The organism is Pararoseomonas baculiformis, from assembly GCF_017813395.1.
GTDB lineage: Bacteria > Pseudomonadota > Alphaproteobacteria > Acetobacterales > Acetobacteraceae > Roseomonas > Roseomonas baculiformis.
Map to the genome: position 1 here is coordinate 199149 of NZ_JAGIZB010000004.1, position 22270 is coordinate 221418.

Annotated in this window: 25 protein-coding genes; 15 read left to right on the forward strand and 10 right to left on the reverse strand. The window is 70.6% G+C overall.

The window, feature by feature from the left end:
* Window positions 1-4: 4 nt before the first annotated feature.
* Window positions 5-946 carry a riboflavin biosynthesis protein RibF gene (gene ribF / locus J8J14_RS05780; protein WP_209378509.1) on the forward strand — a complete coding sequence of 314 codons (942 nt, stop codon included), beginning with the start codon at window positions 5-7 and terminating at the stop codon, window positions 944-946.
* A 9-nt stretch (window positions 947-955) separates the two neighbouring features.
* On the opposite strand, the gene rsmD is transcribed toward ribF, so the two are convergent.
* Genes rsmD through J8J14_RS05795 form a run of 3 tightly spaced genes read right to left on the reverse strand, consistent with a single transcriptional unit; the run spans window position 956 to window position 3151 of the window.
* Entirely contained in the window at window positions 956-1513 is a 558-nt protein-coding gene (gene rsmD / locus J8J14_RS05785) for a 16S rRNA (guanine(966)-N(2))-methyltransferase RsmD (protein ID WP_209378510.1), read from the reverse strand.
* Window positions 1514-1529: 16 nt separating this feature from the next.
* A complete protein-coding gene (locus J8J14_RS05790) occupies window positions 1530-2411 on the reverse strand; it encodes a pseudouridine synthase (protein WP_209378511.1) in 882 nt (293 codons plus the stop codon).
* On the reverse strand, window positions 2408-3151 hold the full coding sequence (locus tag J8J14_RS05795) for a gamma-glutamyl-gamma-aminobutyrate hydrolase family protein (RefSeq protein WP_209378512.1): 744 nt from the start codon (window positions 3149-3151) through the stop codon (window positions 2408-2410). Before J8J14_RS05795 ends, J8J14_RS05790 begins: the two co-directional genes overlap by 4 nt.
* 64 nt (window positions 3152-3215) lie before the next feature.
* Here J8J14_RS05795 and J8J14_RS05800 point away from each other — a divergent pair, with 64 nt between their 5' ends.
* The gene (locus tag J8J14_RS05800; protein ID WP_209378513.1) at window positions 3216-3668 is read left to right on the forward strand and encodes a nucleoside deaminase; all 453 of its coding nucleotides are present in this window, start codon (window positions 3216-3218) and stop codon (window positions 3666-3668) included.
* Between the two features lie 13 nt (window positions 3669-3681).
* Here J8J14_RS05800 and J8J14_RS05805 read toward each other — a convergent pair whose 3' ends face one another.
* Complete coding sequence (locus J8J14_RS05805) at window positions 3682-4278, reverse strand: hypothetical protein (protein ID WP_209378514.1); 597 nt, start codon at window positions 4276-4278, stop codon at window positions 3682-3684.
* A gap of 141 nt (window positions 4279-4419) precedes the next feature.
* On the opposite strand from J8J14_RS05805, the gene tsaB reads away from it, so the two are divergent.
* Both tsaB and J8J14_RS05815 read left to right on the forward strand, forming a co-directional pair.
* Window positions 4420-5058, forward strand: coding sequence for a tRNA (adenosine(37)-N6)-threonylcarbamoyltransferase complex dimerization subunit type 1 TsaB (gene tsaB, locus J8J14_RS05810; RefSeq protein ID WP_209378515.1), 639 nt, complete (start codon window positions 4420-4422; stop codon window positions 5056-5058).
* Complete coding sequence (locus J8J14_RS05815; protein WP_209378516.1) at window positions 5055-5534, forward strand: GNAT family N-acetyltransferase; 480 nt, start codon at window positions 5055-5057, stop codon at window positions 5532-5534. The genes tsaB and J8J14_RS05815 overlap by 4 nt, the downstream gene beginning before the upstream one ends.
* A 52-nt stretch (window positions 5535-5586) precedes the next feature.
* Here J8J14_RS05815 and J8J14_RS05820 read toward each other — a convergent pair whose 3' ends face one another.
* The gene (locus J8J14_RS05820; RefSeq protein WP_209378517.1) at window positions 5587-5823 is read right to left on the reverse strand and encodes a sulfurtransferase TusA family protein; all 237 of its coding nucleotides are present in this window, start codon (window positions 5821-5823) and stop codon (window positions 5587-5589) included.
* A 181-nt stretch (window positions 5824-6004) separates the two neighbouring features.
* Between J8J14_RS05820 and J8J14_RS05825 the strand changes: the two genes are divergently transcribed.
* The 3 genes from J8J14_RS05825 to J8J14_RS05835 all read left to right on the forward strand — a co-directional run bounded on the left by J8J14_RS05825 (window position 6005) and on the right by J8J14_RS05835 (window position 7928).
* Window positions 6005-6460: a MucR family transcriptional regulator gene (locus tag J8J14_RS05825; RefSeq protein ID WP_209378518.1), complete on the forward strand. Its 456-nt coding sequence runs from the start codon at window positions 6005-6007 to the stop codon at window positions 6458-6460.
* Between the two features lie 233 nt (window positions 6461-6693).
* A complete protein-coding gene (locus J8J14_RS05830) occupies window positions 6694-7122 on the forward strand; it encodes a Fur family transcriptional regulator (RefSeq protein WP_245215483.1) in 429 nt (142 codons plus the stop codon).
* On the forward strand, window positions 7119-7928 hold the full coding sequence (locus tag J8J14_RS05835; protein ID WP_209378520.1) for a GNAT family N-acetyltransferase: 810 nt from the start codon (window positions 7119-7121) through the stop codon (window positions 7926-7928). Before J8J14_RS05830 ends, J8J14_RS05835 begins: the two co-directional genes overlap by 4 nt.
* A 15-nt stretch (window positions 7929-7943) precedes the next feature.
* Here the strand turns inward: J8J14_RS05835 and ggt are convergent, their stop codons facing one another.
* From ggt to J8J14_RS05850, 3 genes are read right to left on the reverse strand one after another with little or no spacing between them, the layout of a single operon-like run.
* A complete protein-coding gene (gene ggt, locus J8J14_RS05840; RefSeq protein WP_209378521.1) occupies window positions 7944-9551 on the reverse strand; it encodes a gamma-glutamyltransferase in 1608 nt (535 codons plus the stop codon).
* Window position 9552: 1 nt separating this feature from the next.
* On the reverse strand, window positions 9553-10404 hold the full coding sequence (locus J8J14_RS05845) for an alpha/beta hydrolase (protein WP_209378522.1): 852 nt from the start codon (window positions 10402-10404) through the stop codon (window positions 9553-9555).
* Window positions 10405-10409: 5 nt separating this feature from the next.
* Window positions 10410-12005, reverse strand: a complete 1596-nt coding sequence (locus tag J8J14_RS05850; RefSeq protein ID WP_209378523.1) for an ABC transporter substrate-binding protein — start codon at window positions 12003-12005, stop codon at window positions 10410-10412.
* Window positions 12006-12139: 134 nt separating this feature from the next.
* Between J8J14_RS05850 and J8J14_RS05855 the strand changes: the two genes are divergently transcribed.
* The 7 genes from J8J14_RS05855 to J8J14_RS05885 all read left to right on the forward strand — a co-directional run bounded on the left by J8J14_RS05855 (window position 12140) and on the right by J8J14_RS05885 (window position 19418).
* Window positions 12140-13069: a lysophospholipid acyltransferase family protein gene (locus J8J14_RS05855; protein WP_209378524.1), complete on the forward strand. Its 930-nt coding sequence runs from the start codon at window positions 12140-12142 to the stop codon at window positions 13067-13069.
* A 180-nt stretch (window positions 13070-13249) separates the two neighbouring features.
* Window positions 13250-14635 carry a tRNA (N6-isopentenyl adenosine(37)-C2)-methylthiotransferase MiaB gene (miaB, locus tag J8J14_RS05860; protein WP_209378583.1) on the forward strand — a complete coding sequence of 462 codons (1386 nt, stop codon included), beginning with the start codon at window positions 13250-13252 and terminating at the stop codon, window positions 14633-14635.
* Window positions 14636-14763: 128 nt separating this feature from the next.
* Window positions 14764-15708, forward strand: a complete 945-nt coding sequence (locus J8J14_RS05865) for a PhoH family protein (protein WP_209378584.1) — start codon at window positions 14764-14766, stop codon at window positions 15706-15708.
* 7 nt (window positions 15709-15715) lie between these two features.
* Entirely contained in the window at window positions 15716-16273 is a 558-nt protein-coding gene (gene ybeY, locus J8J14_RS05870; RefSeq protein ID WP_342452398.1) for an rRNA maturation RNase YbeY, read from the forward strand.
* A complete protein-coding gene (locus J8J14_RS05875) occupies window positions 16270-17211 on the forward strand; it encodes a hemolysin family protein (protein WP_342452399.1) in 942 nt (313 codons plus the stop codon). The genes ybeY and J8J14_RS05875 overlap by 4 nt, the downstream gene beginning before the upstream one ends.
* A 15-nt stretch (window positions 17212-17226) precedes the next feature.
* Window positions 17227-18783 (forward strand): apolipoprotein N-acyltransferase, encoded by a 1557-nt coding sequence (gene lnt / locus J8J14_RS05880; RefSeq protein WP_342452400.1) that lies wholly within the window; start codon window positions 17227-17229, stop codon window positions 18781-18783.
* Window positions 18784-18959: 176 nt separating this feature from the next.
* On the forward strand, window positions 18960-19418 hold the full coding sequence (locus J8J14_RS05885) for a helix-turn-helix domain-containing protein (RefSeq protein ID WP_209378526.1): 459 nt from the start codon (window positions 18960-18962) through the stop codon (window positions 19416-19418).
* Between the two features lie 48 nt (window positions 19419-19466).
* Here J8J14_RS05885 and J8J14_RS05890 read toward each other — a convergent pair whose 3' ends face one another.
* A complete protein-coding gene (locus J8J14_RS05890; RefSeq protein ID WP_209378527.1) occupies window positions 19467-19979 on the reverse strand; it encodes a DUF2244 domain-containing protein in 513 nt (170 codons plus the stop codon).
* Window positions 19980-20118: 139 nt separating this feature from the next.
* On the opposite strand from J8J14_RS05890, the gene nth reads away from it, so the two are divergent.
* Window positions 20119-20766, forward strand: a complete 648-nt coding sequence (gene nth / locus J8J14_RS05895) for an endonuclease III (RefSeq protein WP_209378528.1) — start codon at window positions 20119-20121, stop codon at window positions 20764-20766.
* 57 nt (window positions 20767-20823) lie between these two features.
* Here nth and J8J14_RS05900 read toward each other — a convergent pair whose 3' ends face one another.
* Window positions 20824-22155, reverse strand: coding sequence for a solute carrier family 23 protein (locus J8J14_RS05900; protein WP_209378529.1), 1332 nt, complete (start codon window positions 22153-22155; stop codon window positions 20824-20826).
* Window positions 22156-22270: the final 115 nt, after the last annotated feature.

The window sequence follows — 22270 nt, forward strand, 5'->3', positions numbered from 1 at the left end:
GGCCATGCCCTGCCATCTCTGGACGGATTGGCGCCGCCTGCCGGAAGCCGCGCGCGGCGGCACCCTGGCCCTGGGCAACCTGGACGGGGTGCACCGGGGCCACCGCGCCGTGCTGGCCGCCGCCCATGGGGCGCGGCCGGACCTGCCCCTGGGCGCCCTGACCTTCGAGCCGCATCCGCGCGAGCATTTCCGCCCCCAGGATCCACCCTTCCGCCTGACCCTGCTGCCCGCCAAGGCCGCGGCGCTGGAGGCCGCCGGCTGCGCCCATGTCCACGCCCTGCCCTTCGATGCCGCCCTGGCCGCGATGGAGGCCGAGGTCTTCTGCGACTCCATCCTGCGGGACGGGCTGGGGGCGCGGCACCTGGCCTGCGGCGCCGATTTCGCCTTCGGCCACCGCCGTGGAGGGGACGTGGCCTTCCTGGCGCGCTGGGCGGAGCGGAACGGCATCGGCCTGACTGTCGTTCCCCCGGTTTCCGATGCCGCCGGCCCTATCAGCAGCACCCGCATCCGCCGCGCCCTGCAGGATGGCTACCCCGAGCGCGCATCCGCCCTGCTGGGCCGTGACTGGGAGGTGCGGGGCACGGTGTTCCACGGGGACCGCCTGGGCCGGGAGCTGGGCTGGCCCACCGCCAATCTGTGGATGGGCCGCCATCTCGAACCCGCACGCGGCGTCTATGCCGTCTTCGCCGTGCTGCCCGATGGCAGCCTGGTGCCGGGCGTGGCCAATATCGGCCGCCGCCCCACCCTGGGCGGCGATGCGGAAACGCGGCTCGAAACGCATCTCTTCGACTGGTCGGGCGATCTCTACGACCAGGAGATCGGCATCCGCCTGCACCGCTTCCTGCGGGAAGACGCCACCTTCCAGGGTCTGGATGAGCTGAAGGCCGCCATCGCGGCCGACGCCGCCCGGGCGCGGAGCGTTCTGGCGGTCCCGGATCCGGGCTGACGCGGCGCGCTAGGTGCCCCGGAGGACGAGCATCCGGGCCGCCCCGCCTTCCCTCTCGGCCACCACCTCCCAGCCTGGCAGCTCGGGCCTTTCCTCATCCCGCCCGGTCTCCAGGCAGGCCAGGGCCCCCGGGGCGATCCAGCCCGCGGCGCGCAGCGCTGCCAGGGCGGCCGGGCCGAGATCCTTGCCATAGGGGGGATCCAGGAAGACCAATCCGCAGGGCGTATCGGCGGGCGGCGGGCGCAGCGCGCTCCCCCCAATCACCCGCGCCATCCCCTCGGCCCGCAACGCCACGACATTGGCCCGCAGGGCGGCCAGGGCGGCACGGTCCTGCTCGATGAAGAAGGCCCGCGCGGCTCCGCGGGACAGGGCTTCCAGCCCCAACGCCCCGGTGCCGGCGAAGGCATCGAGCACCGCCGCGCCCTCGATCACGCCCCGGCCGGCCCAGGGCGCATGCCAGAGGGAGTCGAAGAGGGCCTGCCGCAGGCGGTCCGCCGTGGGCCGCGTCGTCGCGCCCGGCGGGGCCTGTAGGGCACGCCCGCGCCAGCGGCCAGCAACGATCCTCATCCTCGCGCCCTGCCCCTCACTCCGTCCGCGGCTTGGCGCCCCAGGGCGTGCGGTGCGGGTCGCCGGCGCGGCGCGCGCGCGGCGGCCGGGCCCGCGGCGGCGCCGTTTCCGGCGGAAGCGGCGTGCGCTCCACCCCGCGCTGGATGCGCGGCGCGGCGGAGCGGATGCCCAGCTGCTCGCGCATGGTCCGGGCATTCACCTCCTCCACGGCGCCCGATGGCAGGGTGCCGAGCTGGAAGGGACCGTAGGCCACGCGGATCAGCCGCGTCACATGCAGCCCGAGATGCTGCATCACGCGCCGGATCTCGCGGTTCTTCCCCTCCTCCAGGGAGACGGTGAGCCAGGCATTGGTGCCCTGGCGGCTGTCCAGCCCCGCCTGGATCGGGCCGTACTTCACCCCGTCCACCGTGATGCCGCGCGCCAGCCAGGCCAGCCCGCCCTCGTTCACCCGGCCATGCACGCGCACGCGGTAGCGGCGCAGCCAGCCATTGGAGGGAAGCTCCAGCCGCCGGGCCAGGGCACCATCATTCGTGAGGAGGAGGAGCCCCTCGCTCGTCAGGTCCAGCCGCCCGATCGAGACGAGGCGCGGCAGCCCTTCCGGCAGCTTCTGGAAAACCGTGGGGCGGCCCTGGGGGTCCTTGTGGGTCGTCACCAGCCCGTCTGGCTTGTGGTAGCGGAAGAGGCGGGTGGGCTCGGCCCCGCCCACGCGCTGCCCGCGCACCACCACCGCATCCCCGTCGTTCACGAAGGTGGCGGGGGTTTCCACCACCTTCCCGTTCAGGGTCACCTGGCCCTCGGCGATCAGCGCCTCCGCGTCGCGGCGGCTGGCAACGCCCGCGCGGGCCAGCCATTTGGCGATGCGCTCGCCGCGCTCGGGGGTATCGGCCTCCTCGCTCATTCGGCGGCGGCCTGGGTCTGGCGGGCCTGGCTCGCGGCGGCGACGAAGGCGTCCAGGATCGCCTGGTCGCGCGCATCCACCGCGTATTCGGGGTGCCACTGCACGCCGAGGCAGAAGCGGTAGCCCGGATGTTCCAGCCCCTCCACCACGCCATCCGGCGCGCGGGCGTTCACGATGGCCCCCTCGCCCGGCCGGTCCACGGCCTGGTGATGCGCCGAGTTCACGGCCATGGAGGGCGCGCCGACGATGCGGGAGAGCAGGGTGCCCGGTGTCAGCGCCACCTCATGCCCCGGTTCCGTCCGGGGGTTCGGCTGCTCATGGGCCAGCGCGTCCGGCACGCTGTCCGGGATGTGCTGGATCAGCGTGCCGCCCAGCGCCACGGCGAGGAGCTGCTCGCCGCCGCAGATGCCGAGCACCGGGATGTTCCGCCGCAGGGCGCCGCGCAGCACCGCGATCTCGAAGGCGGTCCGCCCCTCCTTCAGCACCACCGTGTCATGGCGGGGCCCGCCGCCATAGAGGGCGGGGTCCACGTCGAAGGCCCCGCCGGTGACGAGCAGGCCGTCGATCCGGTCCAGGTAGTCATCGGCCAGGGCCGGCTCATGCGGCAGGGCGATGGGCAGGCCCCCGGCGGCGGAGACGGCGGCGAAGTAGTTCTGGCGCAGGGCATACCAGGGCAGCTTCGAGTAGCCACCGGGCTCCTCGGCATCCAGGGTCAGGCCGATCAGGGGTCGTGCGGTCATGGATCGGTTGGTAGAGCCTGGGAGGGCGCCGCCACAAGCGGCGGATGGGCATGGCGGAGATGGGATGACAGCGGATGGCTCCCCCATGGCGCTGGCGCTGGAGGAGGCGCGGGCGGCCGGGGCGCGGGACGAGGTGCCCGTGGGCGCGGTGGTGACGGACGCCGCGGGCCGGGTGCTGGCCCGCGCCGGGAACGAGGTGGAGGCGCGGCACGACCCCTCCGCCCATGCCGAGATCCTGGCGCTGCGGGCCGCCACCGGCGCGCGAGGCGAGAAGCTCCTGGCCGACTGCACCCTCTGGGTGACGCTGGAGCCCTGCCCCATGTGCGCCCAGGCCGCATCCTTCTTCCGGGTGCGGCGCGTGGTCTTCGGCGCCTATGACCCCAAGGGGGGCGGGGTGGAGCATGGCGCGCGCATCTACGCCGCCCCCTCCTGCCATCATGCGCCGGAGGTGGTGGGCGGCGTGCGGGAGACGGAATCGGCGGCGCTGCTGCGGGCCTTCTTCGCCGCGAGGCGCTGAGGCCCCGCCGCGGTCAGCGCAGGCTCAGTTCCGTCAGCCGCATGGCGAAAGGATGGACCGGGCAGAAGACGATCACGCGGCAGGTCTGCGGTGTCTCGGGCTCGTCGCCGGGGTCGTTGAACTCGATGGCATGGAAGGAGGCATCCGGCCCCAGCTCGATGCCGCGGCCCGGGATGTCGATGCTGGCCCCATCCGCCCCCGTCCGCCGGAGCAGCGTGGACAGCACCAGTTGGTCGGGCGAGCTGCCGCGCAGGAGAAGGGTCGCGCGGCGCTTCTCCCGGAGGGTCGCATGGTCCCAGTCCATCTCCAGCGTCACCCAGCCGCTGCTCGTGCGCTGCTGCAGGGTCACCTCCAGCGCGCCGTCCGGCGTGGGGCGCAGGTGCAGGTCGGGCTTGGCGCCCTTGCGGAAGCCGATGGTCAGCCCGGGCGCGATCGCCTCATAGGGTTGGCTGAGAGGCTGGGCTCCGAGCGCATCGGGGTGGGAGAGGATGTGCTGGACGAAGTTGGGCGACATGCCCTCGACCCGGTGCCCGGATTCGGCCAGGTCCCGCTTGAGGGCAAGGGCCATGTCCAGCAGGTCGTCGATACGGTCACTGAGCCGCCTCGGCATCCAACATTCCCTTACTGCAACAAACCCTGAATTTAGTCGTCAGGCTGCTTGGCCCGCAACCAGTGTGGGAACATACCTTGCCCCGCCCGGATCGGTGTGTTCGGCGGATCGGTGTGTTCGGGCAGACAGAAGGAGACTCGGATGCGGCTGCTGGGACTGGATGCGGCGCTGGCGCGCGCCTCCGCCGCCCTGTGGCAGGATGGGGCGCTCCTGGCTGAAGCCCGGCAGGATGGCGCCCGCGGCCAGCCCGCCGTGCTGCCGGCCCTGGCCGATTCGGTGCTGCGGCAGGGGCACGGGCGCCCGGATGCGGTGGCGGTGACGGTGGGCCCGGGGGGCTTCACCGGGATCCGCGCGGCCATCGCCCTCGGGCGCGGGTTGGCGGATGGCTGGGGCGTGCCCCTGCTGGGCGTGACCACGGGCGAGGCGTTGGCAGAGGCGCTGCCTCCCTGGCAGCGGGAGGGACGCGAGGTCTGGTCGGTCACCTTCGCCGGCCGTGGCGGGCTGGTGCTGGAGCGCCGGGACTATCCCGCGATGATGGTGGAGGAACCCTCGCTCCCCATGCCGGACGGGCCGGTGGTGCTGGTGGGGGATGCCGCGCCCCAGGCCGCAGCCCGGCTGCGGGCCGGCGGGGCGGATGCCCTGCTCTCGGATGCAAGGCTACCAGCGGCAGGTGTCGTGGCCGCCCTGGCCGCCCGGCACCTCTCGGCAGGAACAGGTGGCCGGGAGGCGGCGCCCCTCTATGCCGAGCCGCTGGCCCTCCGCTTCCCTGGCGCGGCGTGAGGGAAGAACCGATCCGCGAGGCGGGGCTGGCGGAGGTGCCGGCCCTGGCTGCCCTGCATGGGCGCGCTTTCGCCCCGGCGGAGCGTTGGGGAGCGGTCGCCATCCGCGCGATGCTGGGACTGGAGGGCGCCTTCGGGCTGGTCGCGCCCGGTTCCGGCCCGGAAGACGAGCCGAGGGGGTTCATCCTCGCTCGCGCAGTGGCCGGGGAGGCCGAAATCCTGACCCTTGCCGTCGATCCGGCCTGCCGCCGGCAGGGGCTGGGCGGCAGCCTTCTCGGCGCATGCCTGGCGGAAGTGGCGCGGCGCGGCGCGGCGTGCCTGTTCCTGGAGGTTTCGGAGGGGAACGCACCGGCCCGGGCCCTCTATGGCCGGGCAGGCGCCAGAGAGGTGGGGCGGCGGCGCTGCTATTACGCGGATCGGAGCGACGCACTCGTCCTGAGGATAGGCCCACTGGAGCAGGCAACCGTTTCATCGTAGGAATGCAGGCCAGGGGCCGCCGCCTGCAGGCTTCTCCAGCTTTGGCGCGGCCCTAGCCGCCCTTGCGGATCCAGAGCCGGGCCGCGCCATCCGCCTGCGGCTCCAGGCCCAGCACCGCATGGCCTTGCTCGGCCGCGGTGCGTGGCACGTTGCGGAGCGGCTCCTCTCCGCGGAGCAGGACCAGCAGGACCTGCCCGGCCGCCATGCGGTCGAGCGCGAGGCGTGTCCGGACGAAAGTCATCGGGCAAGTCTCGCGAGTGATGTCCAGATGACAAGTCTCGGCTGGCATTTCCGGCCCGCCATGAGTTGCGATTTCTTTATTCATGCGGGCAGTTCTCAATCTTCCCTATTAAAGAACTGGCAAAAGATGTAAATCAGCAGCGAATCGGGCCGCAACACGTGTTCGGTTCATGGGGATGTCTTTTATTTCGCCAGAAGCGCGGACGTCCGGGCCAGGCGAGGGGATCAAGATGGTTGATAGCGCGACAACGGTGCGGGAAAGCGCCGAGGGCAGCGTGCTGGGGCTGACGGCGCAGATCGTGGCAGCCCATGTCTCCAACAACCCCGTGCCGCTGACCGAACTTTCGGCGCTGATCGAGAACGTGCACCGCACCCTGGCAGGGCTGGGCCGCCCGGTCGAGACGGCGCCGCCCACCCGCCCCGAGCCGGCCGTGGCCGTGAAGAAGAGCATCACCGCCGAGTATCTGGTGTGCCTTGAGGACGGCAAGAAGCTGAAGATGCTGAAGCGCCATCTCAAGACCGCCTACAACATGACGCCGGAACAGTACCGGGAACGCTGGGGGCTGCCGCCCGACTACCCGATGGTGGCCCCGGCCTATGCCGAGCACCGCTCCTCCCTGGCCAAGAAGATCGGCCTGGGCACCCGCCCCCGCGCGGCCCGCCGGGTCCGCCTCGCGAAGGACTGAGCAGGGTCGATTCGGCCCATCCGCACCGGATGGGCTATCCGGCCGGCCAGTCCGGCCTGTGAACATCCGGCCGGACCGGTTTGGCGCCAGGGCTGGAGCGGGGTAGTCTGCGCCCGAACGGGATCATCATGGACCACGCCACTCACACACACACCAAGGCGCCGCACGGCAAGGCCACTCCGGGCGCGGATCCGACCCGGATCGAACGGCTCTGCATCGAGCGCGGCCTGAAGATGACGGGGCAGCGGCGCCTGATCGCCCGTGTCCTGTCCGAGGCCGAGGACCACCCGGATGTGGAGGAGCTGTACCGGCGCGCCATCGCGCTGGACAGCAAGGTCTCCATCGCCACCGTCTACCGCACCGTGCGCCTGCTGGAGGAGAAGGGCATCCTCGAGCGGCGCGACTTCGGTGGCGGCCGCTCCCGCTACGACCCGGCCGATCGCGGCCACCACCACCACCTGATCGACGTGGACACGGGCACGGTCATCGAGTTCGAGGACGAGGAGCATGAGCGCCTCGTTCAGTCGATCGCGGCCCGCTACGGCTTCACCCTGGTGCAGCAGCGGCTGGAGCTGTTCGGGAAGAAGATCCCCGCGCCCGCCGCCACTCCGGCACCGGACGCCAGGCGCCGCCCCGCCGGCACGAAGAAGGACCAGGGATGACCGAGCCGGTACCCGGCTTCGGGGAGATTCGCAGCGGCACCCTGGGCGTCCGGATCGCGGAAAGCGCGGCGGAGATCGAGGCGGCGCAGGCCCTGCGCTGGCGCGTCTTCTACGAGGAAATGGGCGCGCGCCCCGACGAGGTCACGGCCGCGACGCGGCTGGACGCCGATTCCTACGATCCCGTGGCCGATCACCTGCTGGTGCTGGACCATGCGCGCGGCGAGGGCGCAGCGGCGGTGGTGGGCACCTATCGCCTGATCCGGCGGCAGGCCGCCGAGCGGGTGGGCCGCTTCTACTCCGCCTCGGAATACGATCTGGAGCCGCTGCTGAAGCTGGAAGGCGGGCTGCTGGAGCTGGGCCGCTCCTGCGTGGACGAGGGATACCGCACCCGCGGCACGCTGCAGCTGCTGTGGCAGGGCATCGCCGCCTATGTGTTCCAGCACAGGATCGCGCTGATGTTCGGCTGCGCCTCGCTGCCGGGAACGGACCCGGACGCCCTGGCCGAACCGCTGACCTATCTGCACGCCAGCCACTTGGCACCGCCGGAGCTTCGGCCCCGCGCCCTGCCGGACCTCTATGTGCCGATGAACCGGATGGATCCGGCGGCCATGGATGCGAAGCGCGTGCTGGCCGACCTGCCGCCGCTCGTGAAGGGCTATCTGCGCCTCGGCGGCTTCGTGGGCGACGGTGCCGTGGTGGACCGGCAGTTCAACACCACCGATGTCTGCGTGGTGGTGAAGACCGACCAGGTCACGGCGAAATACTACAAGCACTATGAACGCAAGCTGGGCGGGACGGGCGAGTAGCCCGTCCCTTTCCCTTCACGTCACCCGCAGCGCCATCCCGTCGCGCTGCGGATCGGCCCCGCCTTCCAGCCTGCCATCCCTGACCTGGATGCCGTGAAGCGCGGCGAAGGCGTAGCTCATCCAGCTCCGCTTGATGTCGTACCCCATCCCGGCCAGCGCATCCGTCACGTCCCGCCGAATGCGGTTGGATACGTCGATGGAATCGGACACCGCCACGATCCGCGGCGCCGCCACGGCGTCGGACATGGACATGCCGAAATCCAGCACGTTGCTGATGCCCTGCGCCACGGCAGGGGCGATGTAGCTGCCCCCTGGCGCGCCGATGACGATGCGGGGCGCATCGCCCTGGAAAACGATGGTCGGCGCGGAGGAGGACGCGCGGCGCTTGCCCGGCGCGATCGAGCCCGCATGGCCCGGGCGCGGGTCGAAGCGGCTCATGGAGCCGTTGTACATGAAGCCCAGCCCCTCGGTGATCGCGCCCGATGGGCTGCCCAGGGTATGCGTCATGGTTACGCAGTTCCCATCCCCGTCCACCACCGAGACATGGGTGGTGTCGCGCTCGGTCTTGCGCTCCAGCCGCGTCACCCGCAGCCGCTCCCCGCGGCGGATGCCATCCGCGACGCCGGCCGTGTAGTCGCGGGAGAGAAGCTGCTCCGTCGGCACCGGCACGAAGGCCGGGTCCGACATGTTGCGGTCCTTGTCGATGGTCATGCGCTTCATGGCCTCGGCCAGGATGCGGACATGCTCCACCCCGCCATGGGTCAGGCTGCCCATGTCGAAATGCTCAAGGATGTGCAGCACCTGCAGCATGGCGAAGCCGCTGCTCGGCGGCGGGTTCGTCGCGATCCGGTGTCCCCGGTACTCGCCCCAGATCGGATCGGCGAGGCTGGGCTTGTAGCTCCGCAGGTCCTCCATTCCGATCAGCCCGCCATTCGCCTTGAAGTCGGCGGCGATCTCCTCGGCCATCTCGCCGGTGTAGAACAGCTCCGGCCCGCCCTCGGCCAGGCGCTCCAGGCTGCGGGCCATGTCCGGGTTGTGGATGATGTCGCCGAGCCGCTTGAGGCTGCCATCCTCGCGGAAATAGACGCGGCGCCCGGTGGCGGTCATCCGCAGCTTGTCGATGGTGTTCACCTGCCCGCTGGCGGTTTGGTCCTGGCTCCAGAACCAGTGCACATGCGGGCGCACCATCCAGCCCTGCCGCGCCTGCGCGATGGCGGGCTGGAACACGTCCCGCCACTCCATCGTGCCCCAGCGGCTCAGCGCCTCGGCATAGCCCGCCACATTGCCCGGGGTGCAGACGGCGAGGTGCCCGGCCTCGCTGATTCCGCCCTCCAGCAGGAAGGCGAAGCCATCGCGCGACTGGCCCAGCAGCTTGTCCGCCCACATGTCCGGCGTGGCGGCGAGCGGTGCGCGGGAGAAGAACTCCAGCACCTTGTGCACGCCCCGCTTCGGCATGAAGACCTGCATGGAGCCGAAGCCGCCGATGCCGACCATCTGCGGGTCCACCACGCCCTGCACCAGCCCGCAGGCGATGGCGGCATCCACCGCGTTGCCGCCGCGTTCCAGCACCCGCGCACCAGCCTCCACAGCCTCGGGCTGCGGGGCCACGATCATTCCGGGCATGTCAGGCGCGCTTCTGCTTGAGGAGATCGGCGAGGAAGTCCTGCACGCGGTCGATCACCTGCATGCGACTATGGGAGACGCCGGGCACCAGGTCGAAACGGACCTTCACCCCGGCGGATTCGAAGGATTTCTGCAGCGCCTTCAGCCGCTCCGGCCGCGTGCGGCCCGCATCATTGGCCCCTTCCATCCAGTAGGTGCCGCCGGGCTTGTGGGTGATCTCCCAGGTTTCGAGGTCGGCATCGCCCACCAGCATCTGCACGGGCACCTGGGCCAGCGCCTCGCGGTCGAACGCGATCCCGAAGACCTCCTTCAGGTTCCGGATGCCCACCCACCAGTCCCGGTCGGCGTCGAGAAGCGTGACCGAGCCGGAAGCGCCGATGCAGGCGGCCCAGAGCTTTCCCGGATGCAGGATCGCGAAGCGATGGGTGAAGTGCCCGCCGCCCGAGAAGCCGAACATGGCGAACTTGTCCCAGGCGCGGCCGTATTTCGCCGCCACCTCCTCCACCATGCCGAGCATCACCCGGTCATACCGGATGTCGCCCTCCTGCATGTATTTGTACCCGCTGCGCGCCCCGTCCCCGAGCGGCCCGATCGGGAAGATCGGGCAGAGGATGACGCAGTTGTTCCAGCGCCCGAACTCCGCGAACCCGTCCCGGAAATCCAGGAAGGAGGTGCGGGAGGTGCCGTGGACACAGACCACCAGCTCCGTCTCCGGCCCGATCTGGGGCGGGACATAGAGGCAGTACTGGAAGCGCGGATCGATCTTGGCGGAATAGATGGCGGTCTTGCCGACATCATAGGTGGCGCGCAGCAGCCTGGCCTGCGCGTCCTCCTCCTTCAGCTGGGCGGACATGGAGTTCAGCCTTCCTTCGTGACGCCCATGGCGAGCGTGTACTGGTCGGCGCGGGTGACATAACCCACGCCCTTCTTCGCGGCCCAGACCGAGACCTCATGGTGCAGCGGGATCAGCGCCACGTCGCGGAAGGCGATGCCGCTGGCCTCGCCCAGCAGGGCGTTGCGCGCATTGTCGTCCATGGTCCGCAGCGCCTCCTTCAAGCGGCGGTCCACCTCGGGGTTGGAATAGCGCCCGCCATTGCTGATGCCGAAGCCGGCCGCCTTGTCCTCGCTCGCGATCAGGGCGGACATGGGATTGCTCGTCTCGCCCGTGTTCACGCCCCAGGCGCCGAGGAAGCAGGAATGCTCCGTGCGCTGGCTGTTGCGCCCGGCATAGGTGGCCCAGGGCATCACCTCCGCCCGGCACTCGATGCCGATGCGGGTGAACATCTGCGCCACGGCCTGCACGATCTTGGCATCGTTGATGTAGCGGTCATTCGGCCCATGCACCGTCAGGCGGAAGCCGCGGGGATAGCCGGCCTCGGCCAGCAGGGCGCGGGCGCGGTTAGGGTCGAAGGGCGTCACCTCCAGCGTCGGGTCGGTGCCGGGGCCGCCCTTGGGCAGGAACTGGGTGGCGACCACGGCCTGCCCTTCCATCACCCGCTCCGCGATCGCCTGCCGGTTGATGGCCATGGAAAGCGCCTGCCGGACCCGGAGGTCCTTGAACGGGTTCCGGTCCAGCGGGCGGCCATCCAGCCCCGTCACATGCGGCGAGACCTCGTTCACCTGGTCCATGCCGAGATAGACGAAGCGTGAGGAGATGCCGCTGATGAGGTGCAGGCGCTGGTCCCCGCGGATGCGGTCCGTGTTGCCGGAGGCGACGGCCTCGATGATGTCGAGGTCGCCGGCCAGCAGCCCGGCCAGCCGGGCCGCGTCATCCGTCACCACCCGCAGTTCCACCCGTTCCCAGGGCGTGCGGCCGCCCCACCAGGAATCGTTGCGGTCCAGCACGATCCGGTTGCCGGGCACGTATTCGCGCAGGACGTAGGGGCCGGTGCCGATGGCGGCGCGGCCCGCATTGAACTCGGCGCTCGGCGCGTCCTTGAACTTCGCGCTGATGATCCGCACCCGCCCGATGGAGTTCAGCAGCAGCGGGTCCGGCGCCCGCGTCTCCACCAGCAGCGTGTAGGGATCTGGCGCGGACATCGCCTTGATGCTGCGCGTATAGGTGCGGAAGGAGGCTGCGCTGGGAATCTCCGTGGCGCGGCGGATGGAAACAATCGCGTCCTCGGCCGTGAAGGGCGTGCCATCGGAGAAGCGGACATCGCGCAGCCTGAAGGTCCAGTGCGTGTCGTCCTGGCGCGTCCAGGACTCCGCCAGGCCGGGCACGGAGCGCGAGGCATGGTCGTTGACGATCAGGCTGTCGAAGATATGGGTCGCCACCGCGTTGTTCGGGGCGTTGCTCAGCAGATGCGGGTCCAGCGTGGTGTTCGGCGCCGCCATGCCGATCCGGAGCACGCCCCCGGCGCCCTGTGCCCTGGCCGCCGCCAGCCATCCCGGCGCCACCCAGCAGGCCCCCGAGGCCAGGGCCAGGCGAAGGAGGTCGCGTCGCTGAGTCATGTCACCGGTCCCCTTGGGTCGTCGGAGACTAGAACCGGCCCGCATCCGGGGTCGAGGGGCCCGGAAGGGGAGCGTCACGCGGCTGTCACCCCGGCGCCATGGACGTGCCCTCGCTGCCGGGCTAACCCGCGCTGATGGATGCCTCCATACGCGACCCAGCCGAGGCCCTTGCCCCTCCCAGTCGCCTGCGCCGGCGCAAGCCGCTGCGCTTCCGCCGCGCCCTGCCCGGCGGGCGCCTGTTCGACGTGATGGGGGACCGCCCCTTCGGCGGGCGGTTCCGCGCCGTCCGGCGCCTCGTCCTCGGCACGCTCTGGACCCTCGCCGCCATGCCTGTCCAGGCGGTCCTGCTGCTCCTGCCGGGCCGGCCGAAGATCGTCTTCGCCCGCGTTTACTGGCGGGTGATGTGCTTCCTGCTGGGGATGCGGATCCGGGTGGTGGGCACCCGCCTCGGCGCGCCGCGCACCCTCTACCTCGCCAACCACTCCTCCTGGCTCGATATCCTCGTGCTCGGCGCCACGCTGGAGGCCGCCTTCGTCTCCAAGGCCGAGGTCGGGCGCTGGCCGCTGATCGGCACGGTCGCGAGGCTCGGCCGCACCGTCTTCGTCTCCCGCTCCCGCGGACGCACGGGCAACGAGGCGAAGGAGATGCGGGACCGGCTGGCCACCGGAAACTCCCTTATCCTGTTCCCGGAAGGCACCAGCTCGGACGGCACCCGGGTGCTGCCCTTCCGCTCCTCCTTCCTGGCGGTGGCCGATGCGGCGGAGCTGATCCAGCCCGTTTCCGTCGCCTATGACCGGCTGGGCGGCCTGCCGGCCTGCCGGCGGGACCGGCCGGTCTTCGCCTGGTATGGCGACATGTCCATCGGCCCCCATGCCTGGCGCCTCTGCCGCCATGCCGGGCTTCGCGTCACCATCCTGCTGCACGACCCGGTGGAGCCCTCGGCCATCCCGAACCGCAAGGCCCTCTCCGCCGCCGCCGAGGCCACGGTGGCCGAAGGCGCGGCCATCCTGCGCCAGAACCGGGAACCCAGGCCGCTGCCGGTGCGGGCGGCCGTGACCGCATGAGGGGCCGCTTGACGGGAATCGCGGCGTTCCGCGACCCTTCCGGGATGGCCGCGCCCTTCCCCAGCGCGCCGGGCTTTTCTTGACCTGGAAGGCCCCGCGCCGCACATCCCCCCGGCCCGAAGCCGCCAGCTTCGGAACGAGAGGGTCTTTCGCCAGATGAGCAGTTCCACCGGCCCCGATATGGCCGGTCCGGCCCCCGCCCAGGGGCAGGCCAGGGCCACCCGCAAGCTCCTGATCCGCACCTGGGGCTGCCAGATGAATGTCTATGACAGCGGGCGGATGGCCGACATCCTCGCCCCGCTCGGCTATGCGCCGACCGAGAGCGCGGAGGAGGCCGACATGGTCATCCTCAACACCTGCCACATCCGGGAGAAGGCGAGCGAGAAGGTCTTCTCCGATCTCGGGCGCCTGCGGGAGACGAAGAAGGCCCGCGCGGCGGAAGGCCGCCAGACCGTCATCGCGGTGGCCGGCTGCGTCGCCCAGGCGGAGGGCGCCGAGATCACGGCCCGCGCCCCCTGGGTGGACATCGTGCTGGGCCCGCAGACCTATCACCGCCTGCCGGAGATGGTGGCCCGCGCCAGCCGCGCGGCCGGCGCCGTGATCGAGACGGATTTCCCCGCCGAGGACAAGTTCGACCACCTGCCCGAGGCCCGCGCGCCCCAGGGTCCCGTCGCCTTCCTCACCATCCAGGAGGGCTGCGACAAGTTCTGCTCCTTCTGCGTGGTCCCCTATACGCGCGGCGCGGAGTTTTCCCGCCCAGCGGCGGCCATTCTCGCGGAGGCCCGGCAGCTGGCGGCCAATGGCGCGCGGGAAATCGCGCTGCTTGGCCAGAACGTGAATGCCTGGGCCGGCGCGTCTCCCGATGGCAACAGCTGGCGCCTCGCGCGTTTGTTGCGGGAACTGGCGGAAATTCCGGGCGTTGCTCGTTTGCGCTACACAACGAGCCACCCGCGCGACATGGACGACGACCTCATCGCGGCCCATGGGGAGATCCCCTCCCTGATGCCCTACCTGCACCTTCCGGTGCAGAGCGGTTCGGACCGGGTGCTGGCCGCGATGAACCGGGGGCACAAGGCGGATCTCTACTTCCGCATCGCGGACCGCCTGCGGGAGGCCCGGCCCGACCTGGCGCTCACCTCCGACTTCATCGTGGGCCATCCCGGCGAGACCGCGGCGGATTTCGACGCGACGATGAGGCTGGTGGAGCGGATCGGCTTCGCCGGGGCCTATTCCTTCAAGTACTCGGCCCGGCCGGGTACGCCCGCCGCCTCCATGGCCGGCCTGGTGCCGGAGGCGGAGAAGGATTCCCGCCTGCAAACCCTGCAGGCCCTGCTCCGGCAGCAGCAGGACGATTTCAACCGCGCCTGCGTCGGGCGCGTGGTGGATGTGCTCATCACCGGCACGGGGCGGCATCCCGGCCAGGTGGCGGGCCGCAGCCCGTGGCTCCAGCCGGTTCATGCAACCGGCGCAGCCCCGGTGGGCGCCGTGGTCCCGATGACATTGGAGGCCGCGCTCCCCAATTCTCTTTCCGCAAACATGGTGCATGAGGAGTCTGCCGCCGCTTGACCCAGATCGCCGCCCCGGCCGGGGGTATCGCCCTCCGGTCCGATCCCCGCTCGGCGGTGCGTTCCGGCTTCGCGCCGGATGCCCAGCGGACCGTCACCCTGAGCTTCGACGACAACGCCCTGTTGCCGATGCTCTATGGGGAACACGACCGGCACCTGTCGCGGATCGAGCAGCGACTGGGGGTCCGGATCGCATCGCGCGGGAACCGCGCCACGATCAGCGGCGGGGCGGAGGCGACAGGGCTGGCGGAATCGGTCCTGCGATCCCTTTGGCAACGCCTGGAAAGAGGAGACGCGACCGGCATGGCAGAGGTTGAGGCCGCGCTGCGCATGGCTGATGGCCCGGTGGAAGACCCGCGCCTGCCGCTGGCCGATATGCCGGCCATCCGCACCCGCAAGGGCGCCATCGCGCCCCGTAGCCGCACCCAGGCGGCCTATATGGACCTGCTGCAGCGGCAGGAGATGGTCTTCGGCGTCGGCCCGGCCGGCACCGGCAAGACCTATCTGGCCGTGGCGCAGGGCGTGGCCCTGCTGATGGCGGGCCGCGTGGACCGGATCATCCTGTCCCGCCCGGCGGTCGAGGCCGGCGAGCGGCTGGGCTTCCTGCCCGGCGACATGAAGGAGAAGGTCGATCCCTATCTCCGCCCGCTCTATGACGCGCTGCATGACATGATGCCGGCCGACCAGGTGGCGCGCCGCATCGTCTCGGGCGAGATCGAGATCGCGCCGCTGGCCTTCATGCGCGGCCGGACGCTGGCCCATTCCTATGCGATCTTGGACGAGGCGCAGAACACCACGCCGGCCCAGATGAAGATGTTCCTCACCCGCATGGGCGAGGGCGCGCGGATGGTGATCACGGGCGACCCCAGCCAGGTGGACCTGCCGCCCGGCCAGAAATCCGGCCTGGTGGAGGCCCTTTCCATCCTGGATGGGGTGGAGGGCATCGGGATCACGCGCTTCGCCGAGGCCGATGTGGTAAGGCATCCCCTGGTCGGGCGCATCGTCTCGGCCTATGGCCGGGCCGAAGCTGCCGCCGATGGGCGCGGCGCCCCGCGCGGGAAGAACAGGGAGTAGGAAAGAGGTGGGCAGTCGCCCGCCCGGCGGTGGTGCCGCCGGGCCTTCACATAGCAGCGCCGGCGGCTGGGCCGCCGGGCTGGATCACGAGCCTCCGGCCGATCCGGGCGGGTGGGATCATGACATCGAAGTGGTGGTGGAGGACCCGGCATGGCGGTCCGCCGTGCCACGGGTGGAGGAGGTCGCGCGCCGTGCCGCGGCGGCCGCCTTCGACGAATCCGGCATCACCGGCGCCGTGACGGTGCTGCTGACCGGGGACCGTGCCGTAAAGCGCCTGAACGGCGACCATCGCGGCAAGGTCAAGCCGACCAATGTCCTGTCGTTCCCGCCTCTCCATCCCGACCTGCCCGGCGATGTGGCGCTGGCCCTGGGCGTCGTCCGCCGCGAGGCACGGGCGGCCGGGCGAACGGTGATGGCGCATCTCTCCCATCTGGTCGCCCATGGGGTGCTGCACCTGGTCGGCCATGACCATCTGCGCGCCGGGGAGGCGCGGCGGATGGAGCGGGCCGAGGCGCGGGTCATGCGCCGCCTGGCCCTGCCCAATCCCTGGAGGGGGATCGCGTGAGCGAACGGCACGGACAAGACCGGAACAGCCTGTTCTGGAAATTTCAGGGCCTGCTCCGCCGGCGCGAGGCCGAAAGCGTGCGCGACCAGGTGGAAGCCCTGGTCGAGAGCGAGGGCGAGGAGGGCGCGGAGCCGGAGGCCGACGCGCTGGACGCCAATGAGCGCGTCATCCTCGGCAATGTGCTGAAGCTGCGGAACAAGACCGCGGTGGATGTGATGGTGCCCCGCGCCGACATCATCGCCATGCCCTGCAACCTGACGCTTCAGGAATCCATCCAGCTCATCCAGCGCGAGGGGCATAGCCGCTTCCCCGTCTACCAGGAGAATCTGGATGACATCCGGGGCATGATCCACATCAAGGACGTGTTCGCGGCCGTGGGGCGGGAAAGCGAGCCCTTCTCCCTGGAAGCGGTGCTGCGCCCCCTGCTCTTCGTGGTTCCGCAGGTGCCCGTGCTAGACCTGCTGCTGCAGATGCGCGAGGCGCGGACGCATATGGCGCTGGTGGTGGACGAGTATGGCGGCATCGACGGGCTGGTGACGATCGAGGACCTGGTCGAGACCATCGTGGGCGACATCTCGGACGAGCATGACGAGGAGGCGCCGCCCCAGGTGACCGAGCGCCCCGATGGCAGCCTGGACCTGGACGCCCGCATGAAGATCGAGGATTTCGAGACCCGCATGGGCGAGATCCTGACCACCGAGGAACGCCACCAGGATATCGACACCGTTGGCGGGCTGGTCTTCACCCTGGCCGGGCGGGTGCCCGCGCGGGGGGAGTTGGTCTCCCACAGCTCCGGGCTGGAATTCCGCGTGCTGGAGGCTGATCCGCGCCGCATTAGGCGGGTCCGGGTCCGCCGCCCACCGCCCGCGGCCCCCGCCATCGAGCTACCGGGCGCCGGCCATGCGCCCGGGATGCCTTCCTCCCAGGCCGCAGAATAGAATCGAAAGAATCCCGTGCAGCGCCTGATCCGGCACCTGGAGTCGCGCGCGGGCTGGCGCGCGCTTGTCACGGCCTTCGGGCTGGGTGGGCTGGCAGCCCTGGCCATGCCCCCCATCCATGCCATCCCGGTCCTGCTGATCGCCCTTCCCGGCCTTCTGCTGCTGCTGGGCAAGGCCGGAAGCTGGAAGCGCGCCGCCATGCTCGGCTGGGCCTTCGGCTGGGGGCACCATGTCATCGGCCTCTACTGGATCACCTACTCGATCCTGACCGAGGCGGAGCGGCTCTGGTGGCTCGTGCCGCTGGCGGTGCCCCTGCTGGCCCTGTGGATGGGCATCTATTCGGTCATCCCGGCCTTGCTGGCCTGGAAGGCGCGGCCGGGCTGGCCGCGTGCGCTGGTCCTGGCCGGAGGATGGGTGCTGGCCGAGTTCGTGCGTGGATGGGCCTTCACGGGCTTTCCCTGGAACCTGCTGGGCTCGGCATGGGCCTTCGCGGCCCTGCCCGTGCAGGGCGCCGCCTGGATCGGCACGCATGGCCTTTCCCTCGTGACGGTGCTGCTGGCCTGCACGCCGCTGCTGGGGCGCCGCGCCATGGCCGGAGGTGCCGCCGCGATCCTGGCCTTCGCCGGGCTGGGCGTGCTGCGCCTCCTGCCGGAGGAGCCGCCGGCCCTGCCCGTCACCCTGGTCCTGGTGCAGGGGAACGTGGCCCAGGAGGCGAAATGGCGGGAGGAGAGCCGCTGGCCGATCTTCCGCCGCTATCTCGAGCTGAGCCGCCAGGGAGCGGAAATGGTGGAGCGGGAGGCACCGGGCACGCGCCCCGTGATCATCTGGCCGGAGACAGCCAGTCCCTTCCTCCTGGCCGACGACCCCGAGGCCCGGCGGATCGCCGCCGCCGCCCTGCCCGGCAATGGCCTGCTCCTGGCCGGGACGGTGCGCGCCGAATGGGGGCCGGACCGGCGGCCGACCAAGCTGTTCAACAGCCTCGTCGCCCTGGAGCCGGACGGGCAGATCGCCGCCGTCTACGACAAGGCCCATCTTGTCCCCTTCGGCGAGTACATGCCGCTTTCGGGCCTGCTGCCGATCCGTGTGGTCCGCGGCGGCGTGGATTTCCAGGGCGGCCCGGGCCCGGTGGCCCTGCCCCTGCCCGGCCTGCCCCCCGCCGGGCCCCTGATCTGCTACGAGGTCATCTTCCCCGGCGCCGTGGTAGGCGCGGAACGCCCGGGATGGCTGCTGAACATCACCAATGACGCGTGGTTCGGCATTTCGGCCGGCCCCTACCAGCATCTGGCGACCGCGCGGCTGCGCGCGGTGGAGGAAGGCCTGCCCCTGGCCAGGGCCGCGCAGACCGGCATTTCGGCCAGCTTCGATTCGCGGGGGCGCGAGATCACGCGCCTTGCCCTCGGGGAAACGGGAATCGCGCTTTCCCCGCTGCCGGCGGCGGGGGAGCCCACGCCCTTCGCCCGCCTCGGCCTTGTGATCCCCGCTGTCCTGGCGCTGCTGGCATTACTGGGGGGATGGTGGGGTCATCGCAGGCAGGTGCTGGGCAGGCGAACTTCGCCGTCCTTCACAACCTAGTTATGAGCATCCGTTCCTTTTTTTAGAATCCTCGAAAGAGTTGACAATTCGTTAGGTTGCCGCCAAGTTCTCAACAGCATTGCAGGGATCTATGATGCGCGCGGCGGGGCCCCGTGGTCATGGTGTGCAGGACGTGCGCCGCTCCCCTGCCTATCGAGATGAAGGAGTGGCGCCACATGTCGGGCGAGGAGGCGCTTGAGCGGACGGAACGTCCCGAACATCGGCCGAGCCCGATCGATGTTCATGTTGGAAGCCGTGTCCGCCTTCGCCGCACCCTGATGGGGATGAGCCAGGAGAAGCTGGGGGAGGCGCTTGGCCTCACCTTCCAGCAGGTCCAGAAATACGAGCGTGGCGTGAACCGGATCGGCGCCAGCCGCCTGTTCGACCTGGCCCGCGTGCTCGACGTGCCGATCGGCTTCTTCTTCGACGACATGCCGGACAGCATGGGCGGCACCTCCTCGGGCTTCCGCTCGCGCCTCTCCTCCGGCTTCGCCGAATCGCAGGACGGTTTCGAGGACGACACGCTGCACAAGCGCGAGACGCTGGAACTGGTCCGGGCCTATTACCGGATCACGGAGCCTGCGGTGCGCAAGCGCGTCTTCGACCTGATCAAGAGCCTCGCCCCCACGGAGTAAGGGCTCTGGGAGTAAGGGTTGGGGCTGTTGAAAAGCTGCCCCTGAGCCTTAGCGAATGTCCCGGGTCTGGGGATTGTCGAAAACCGGGTTCCGGTAGTCCCGCAGCGCCTGGTTCAGAGCATCCGCCAGGCTGCCCTTCTCCGTTTCCGACAGGAAGCAGCCGATCTCCACGGACCGGCCTCGTGCCGCAAGGCGCAACTCGCTGACCCGGCCCGGGCGGGGTGTGAGCGCCACGCGGGCCCAGTAGGCATCTAGCTCCGCCGCCACGCTCCGGCCGCGCCTGTCCGTCCGCACCACCCGGATTCGCCCGCCGGCCAGGGTGATCCGCTCCGCGATCCGGCCCGACCAGCGCCGATGGGCCCGGAGCAGGCCGATCACCAGCACCACCTCCCCGCCCATGAAGCCTGCCACGGGCCAGGCGCCGAGGGACCAGAACAAGGCTGTCAGCCCGGCGGAGCCGAGCAGGACCAGCCCTGCGATCACCCGCAGCCCTGCCTGGGTGCCGGATTGGTGGGGGGTGGTCAGGGCCTCGAAGAGGGGCGTGTCCTGGGCGGTGCTCATCTCTGCGCACATAGGAAGGCCCGGCGAGATTTCGCCCTTTCCCCTGCCCTGCGCTATGGACGTTGCCGTGAGCCGCCCCCCGCGCAAAGCCGCTTCCCTCCTCCATGGCACCGCTAGTGCCCCTCGCCGGGCCCGGCGCATGGCCGCCGCCCAGGCCTCCGCCTTCATCCGCGCCCTCGCCCAGGCTAATCCGGAACCCAAGCCGGAGCTGGAATACCGGGATGCCTTTACCCTCCTGGTGGCCGTGGTTCTCTCAGCCCAGACCACGGATGTCGCGGTGAACAAGGCCACCGCCACCCTCTTCGAGGCGGCACCCGACGCCGCCGCCATGGCCCGGCTCGGGCCGGAGGGCATCGCCCCGCATATCCGCCGCATCGGGTTGTGGCAGGCCAAGGCGAAGAATGTCGCCGCCCTCGCCGAACAGCTTCTGGCGCGCCATGGCGGCGAGGTCCCGCGGGAGAGGGAGGCGCTGGAGGCCCTGCCGGGCGTCGGCCGAAAGACAGCCAATGTCGTGCTGAACGTCGCCTTCGGCGAGAACGCCATGGCGGTGGACACCCATATCTTCCGCCTGGGCAACCGCACCGGCCTGGCCCCGGGCGACACGCCCCGCGCGGTGGAGGATGCGCTGGTGAAGCGCTGCCCGCCGGAGCTGCTGCGGGATGCCCATCACTGGCTGATCCTGCACGGGCGCTATGTCTGCAAGGCCAGGCGTCCGGAATGCTGGCACTGCGTGGCGCGGGAATTCTGCAACTACCCGGACAAGGTGGCGGGGCCGACCAGCGGCTGACGGAAAAGGCCCGGGGGAGCGAACTTCCCCGGGCCCTGCTGGCTTGCGCCGGGCCCCTCAATGCAGCGGGCGCTCGCCTCCTCCCTCGGCGATGCCATGGGCCACGCGAACGGGGTCGCGCCGGCCGATGCCGAGAAGCTGGTAGAGGCCGATCGCGGCGATGGTCGCCGTGCCGATGCCGGCAATGGAGAAGCCGCCCAGGTTCACCGTGAAGTCGCCCGAGCCCAGCACCAGCGCCACGCCGACCGTGAGAAGGTTGCGCGGGTCCGAGAAGTCCACCCGGTTATCCACCCAGAGCCGGATCATCGCCGCGGCGATCAGCCCGAAGACGATCACGGCCAGCCCGCCCAGCACCGGGCCGGGTATGGTCCGCAGCAGCGCCCCGAATTTGGGCGAGAAGCCGAGGGCGATGGCTGCCAGGGCCGCCACCACGAAGATCAGCGTGGAATAGACGCGGGTGACGGCCATGACGCCCATGTTCTCGACATAGGTGGTCACGCCCGTGCCGCCGCCGGCGCCGGAGACCATGGTGGCGATGCCGTCGCCCAGGAAACCACGGCCGATATAGGGGTCGAGGTTGCGGCCGGTCATGGCGCCGATGGCCTTGATGTGCCCCAGATTCTCCGCGACCAGGATGAACGCCACCGGGGCGATCAGCAGCATCGCGCCCGCCTCGAAGCTTGGGCTGTGGAAGGTGGGCACGCCGATCCAGGGCGCGGAGGCGAGCTCCGCGAAGGAGATGGGCGGCAGCAGCCCCATCACATTGCCGATGAGCAGATAGGCCACATAGCCGCATGCGATGCCGGCCAGGATGGAGATGCGGCGGATGGCGAGCGGTGCATAGACGGCGATCAGTGCCGTGGCGATCAGCGTCGTCAGCGCCACCACCACATGCGGCCCCGCACCCTGGATGCCCTTCACCGCCACCGGGGCGAGGTTCAGGCCGATGGCCGCGCCCACGGCGCCGGTCACGGCGGGGGGCATCAACCGCTCGATCCAGTTGGAGCCGGTGAACATCACCAGCACGCCAATGGCGGCATAGAGTGCGCCACAGGCAATGATGCCGCCCAGCGCCGGGCCGATATTCGGGTTGGGGCCGGAACCCGCATAGCCCGTGACCGCGATCACCACCGCGATGAAGGAGAAGGAGGAACCGAGATAGCTCGGCACCCGGCCGCCCACGAGCAGGAAGAAGATCAGCGTGCCGATGCCTGAGAAGAGGATGGCGAGGTTCGGATCGAACCCCATCAGCAGCGGCCCGAGAATGGTGGAGCCCGACATGGCGACCAGGTGCTGGATACCCAGGACGCCGGTGGTGCCCCAGGGCAGCCGTTCTTCAGGCGGGACGACAGGGCCGCGGGCGAGCGGCCAGCTGGGGAAGAACGACATGCCGGGCAGTCCTTGCGGAATCGGGAACAGGAAGGGGAGCCATGCTGGCCGAGGCGGGCGGGCTCCCCAAGCCGTTCGGCCGGGGCAAGGGCATTCGGATGATCGGGTGATGCGC

Excerpts from the sequence above, each read along its gene's own strand:
- nth (WP_209378528.1), top strand. The coding sequence starts at position 20,119 with ATGGCCGCCGCCCAGGCCTCCGCCTTCATCCGCGCCCTCGCCCAGGCT.
- ribF (WP_209378509.1), top strand. The coding sequence starts at position 5 with ATGCCCTGCCATCTCTGGACGGATTGGCGCCGCCTGCCGGAAGCCGCG.
- rsmD (WP_209378510.1), bottom strand. The coding sequence starts at position 1,513 with ATGAGGATCGTTGCTGGCCGCTGGCGCGGGCGTGCCCTACAGGCCCCG.
- J8J14_RS05805 (WP_209378514.1), bottom strand. The coding sequence starts at position 4,278 with ATGCCGAGGCGGCTCAGTGACCGTATCGACGACCTGCTGGACATGGCC.
- ggt (WP_209378521.1), bottom strand. The coding sequence starts at position 9,551 with ATGCCCGGAATGATCGTGGCCCCGCAGCCCGAGGCTGTGGAGGCTGGT.
- miaB (WP_209378583.1), top strand. The coding sequence starts at position 13,250 with ATGGCCGGTCCGGCCCCCGCCCAGGGGCAGGCCAGGGCCACCCGCAAG.
- tsaB (WP_209378515.1), top strand. The coding sequence starts at position 4,420 with ATGCGGCTGCTGGGACTGGATGCGGCGCTGGCGCGCGCCTCCGCCGCC.
- J8J14_RS05825 (WP_209378518.1), top strand. The coding sequence starts at position 6,005 with ATGGTTGATAGCGCGACAACGGTGCGGGAAAGCGCCGAGGGCAGCGTG.
- J8J14_RS05850 (WP_209378523.1), bottom strand. The coding sequence starts at position 12,005 with ATGACTCAGCGACGCGACCTCCTTCGCCTGGCCCTGGCCTCGGGGGCC.
- J8J14_RS05795 (WP_209378512.1), bottom strand. The coding sequence starts at position 3,151 with ATGACCGCACGACCCCTGATCGGCCTGACCCTGGATGCCGAGGAGCCC.
- J8J14_RS05790 (WP_209378511.1), bottom strand. The coding sequence starts at position 2,411 with ATGAGCGAGGAGGCCGATACCCCCGAGCGCGGCGAGCGCATCGCCAAA.
- J8J14_RS05800 (WP_209378513.1), top strand. The coding sequence starts at position 3,216 with ATGACAGCGGATGGCTCCCCCATGGCGCTGGCGCTGGAGGAGGCGCGG.
- J8J14_RS05845 (WP_209378522.1), bottom strand. The coding sequence starts at position 10,404 with ATGTCCGCCCAGCTGAAGGAGGAGGACGCGCAGGCCAGGCTGCTGCGC.
- J8J14_RS05865 (WP_209378584.1), top strand. The coding sequence starts at position 14,764 with ATGCTCTATGGGGAACACGACCGGCACCTGTCGCGGATCGAGCAGCGA.
- J8J14_RS05835 (WP_209378520.1), top strand. The coding sequence starts at position 7,119 with ATGACCGAGCCGGTACCCGGCTTCGGGGAGATTCGCAGCGGCACCCTG.
- J8J14_RS05855 (WP_209378524.1), top strand. The coding sequence starts at position 12,140 with ATGGATGCCTCCATACGCGACCCAGCCGAGGCCCTTGCCCCTCCCAGT.
- J8J14_RS05830 (WP_245215483.1), top strand. The coding sequence starts at position 6,694 with ATGACGGGGCAGCGGCGCCTGATCGCCCGTGTCCTGTCCGAGGCCGAG.
- J8J14_RS05890 (WP_209378527.1), bottom strand. The coding sequence starts at position 19,979 with ATGAGCACCGCCCAGGACACGCCCCTCTTCGAGGCCCTGACCACCCCC.
- J8J14_RS05885 (WP_209378526.1), top strand. The coding sequence starts at position 18,960 with ATGTCGGGCGAGGAGGCGCTTGAGCGGACGGAACGTCCCGAACATCGG.
- J8J14_RS05900 (WP_209378529.1), bottom strand. The coding sequence starts at position 22,155 with ATGTCGTTCTTCCCCAGCTGGCCGCTCGCCCGCGGCCCTGTCGTCCCG.
- J8J14_RS05820 (WP_209378517.1), bottom strand. The coding sequence starts at position 5,823 with ATGCCAGCCGAGACTTGTCATCTGGACATCACTCGCGAGACTTGCCCG.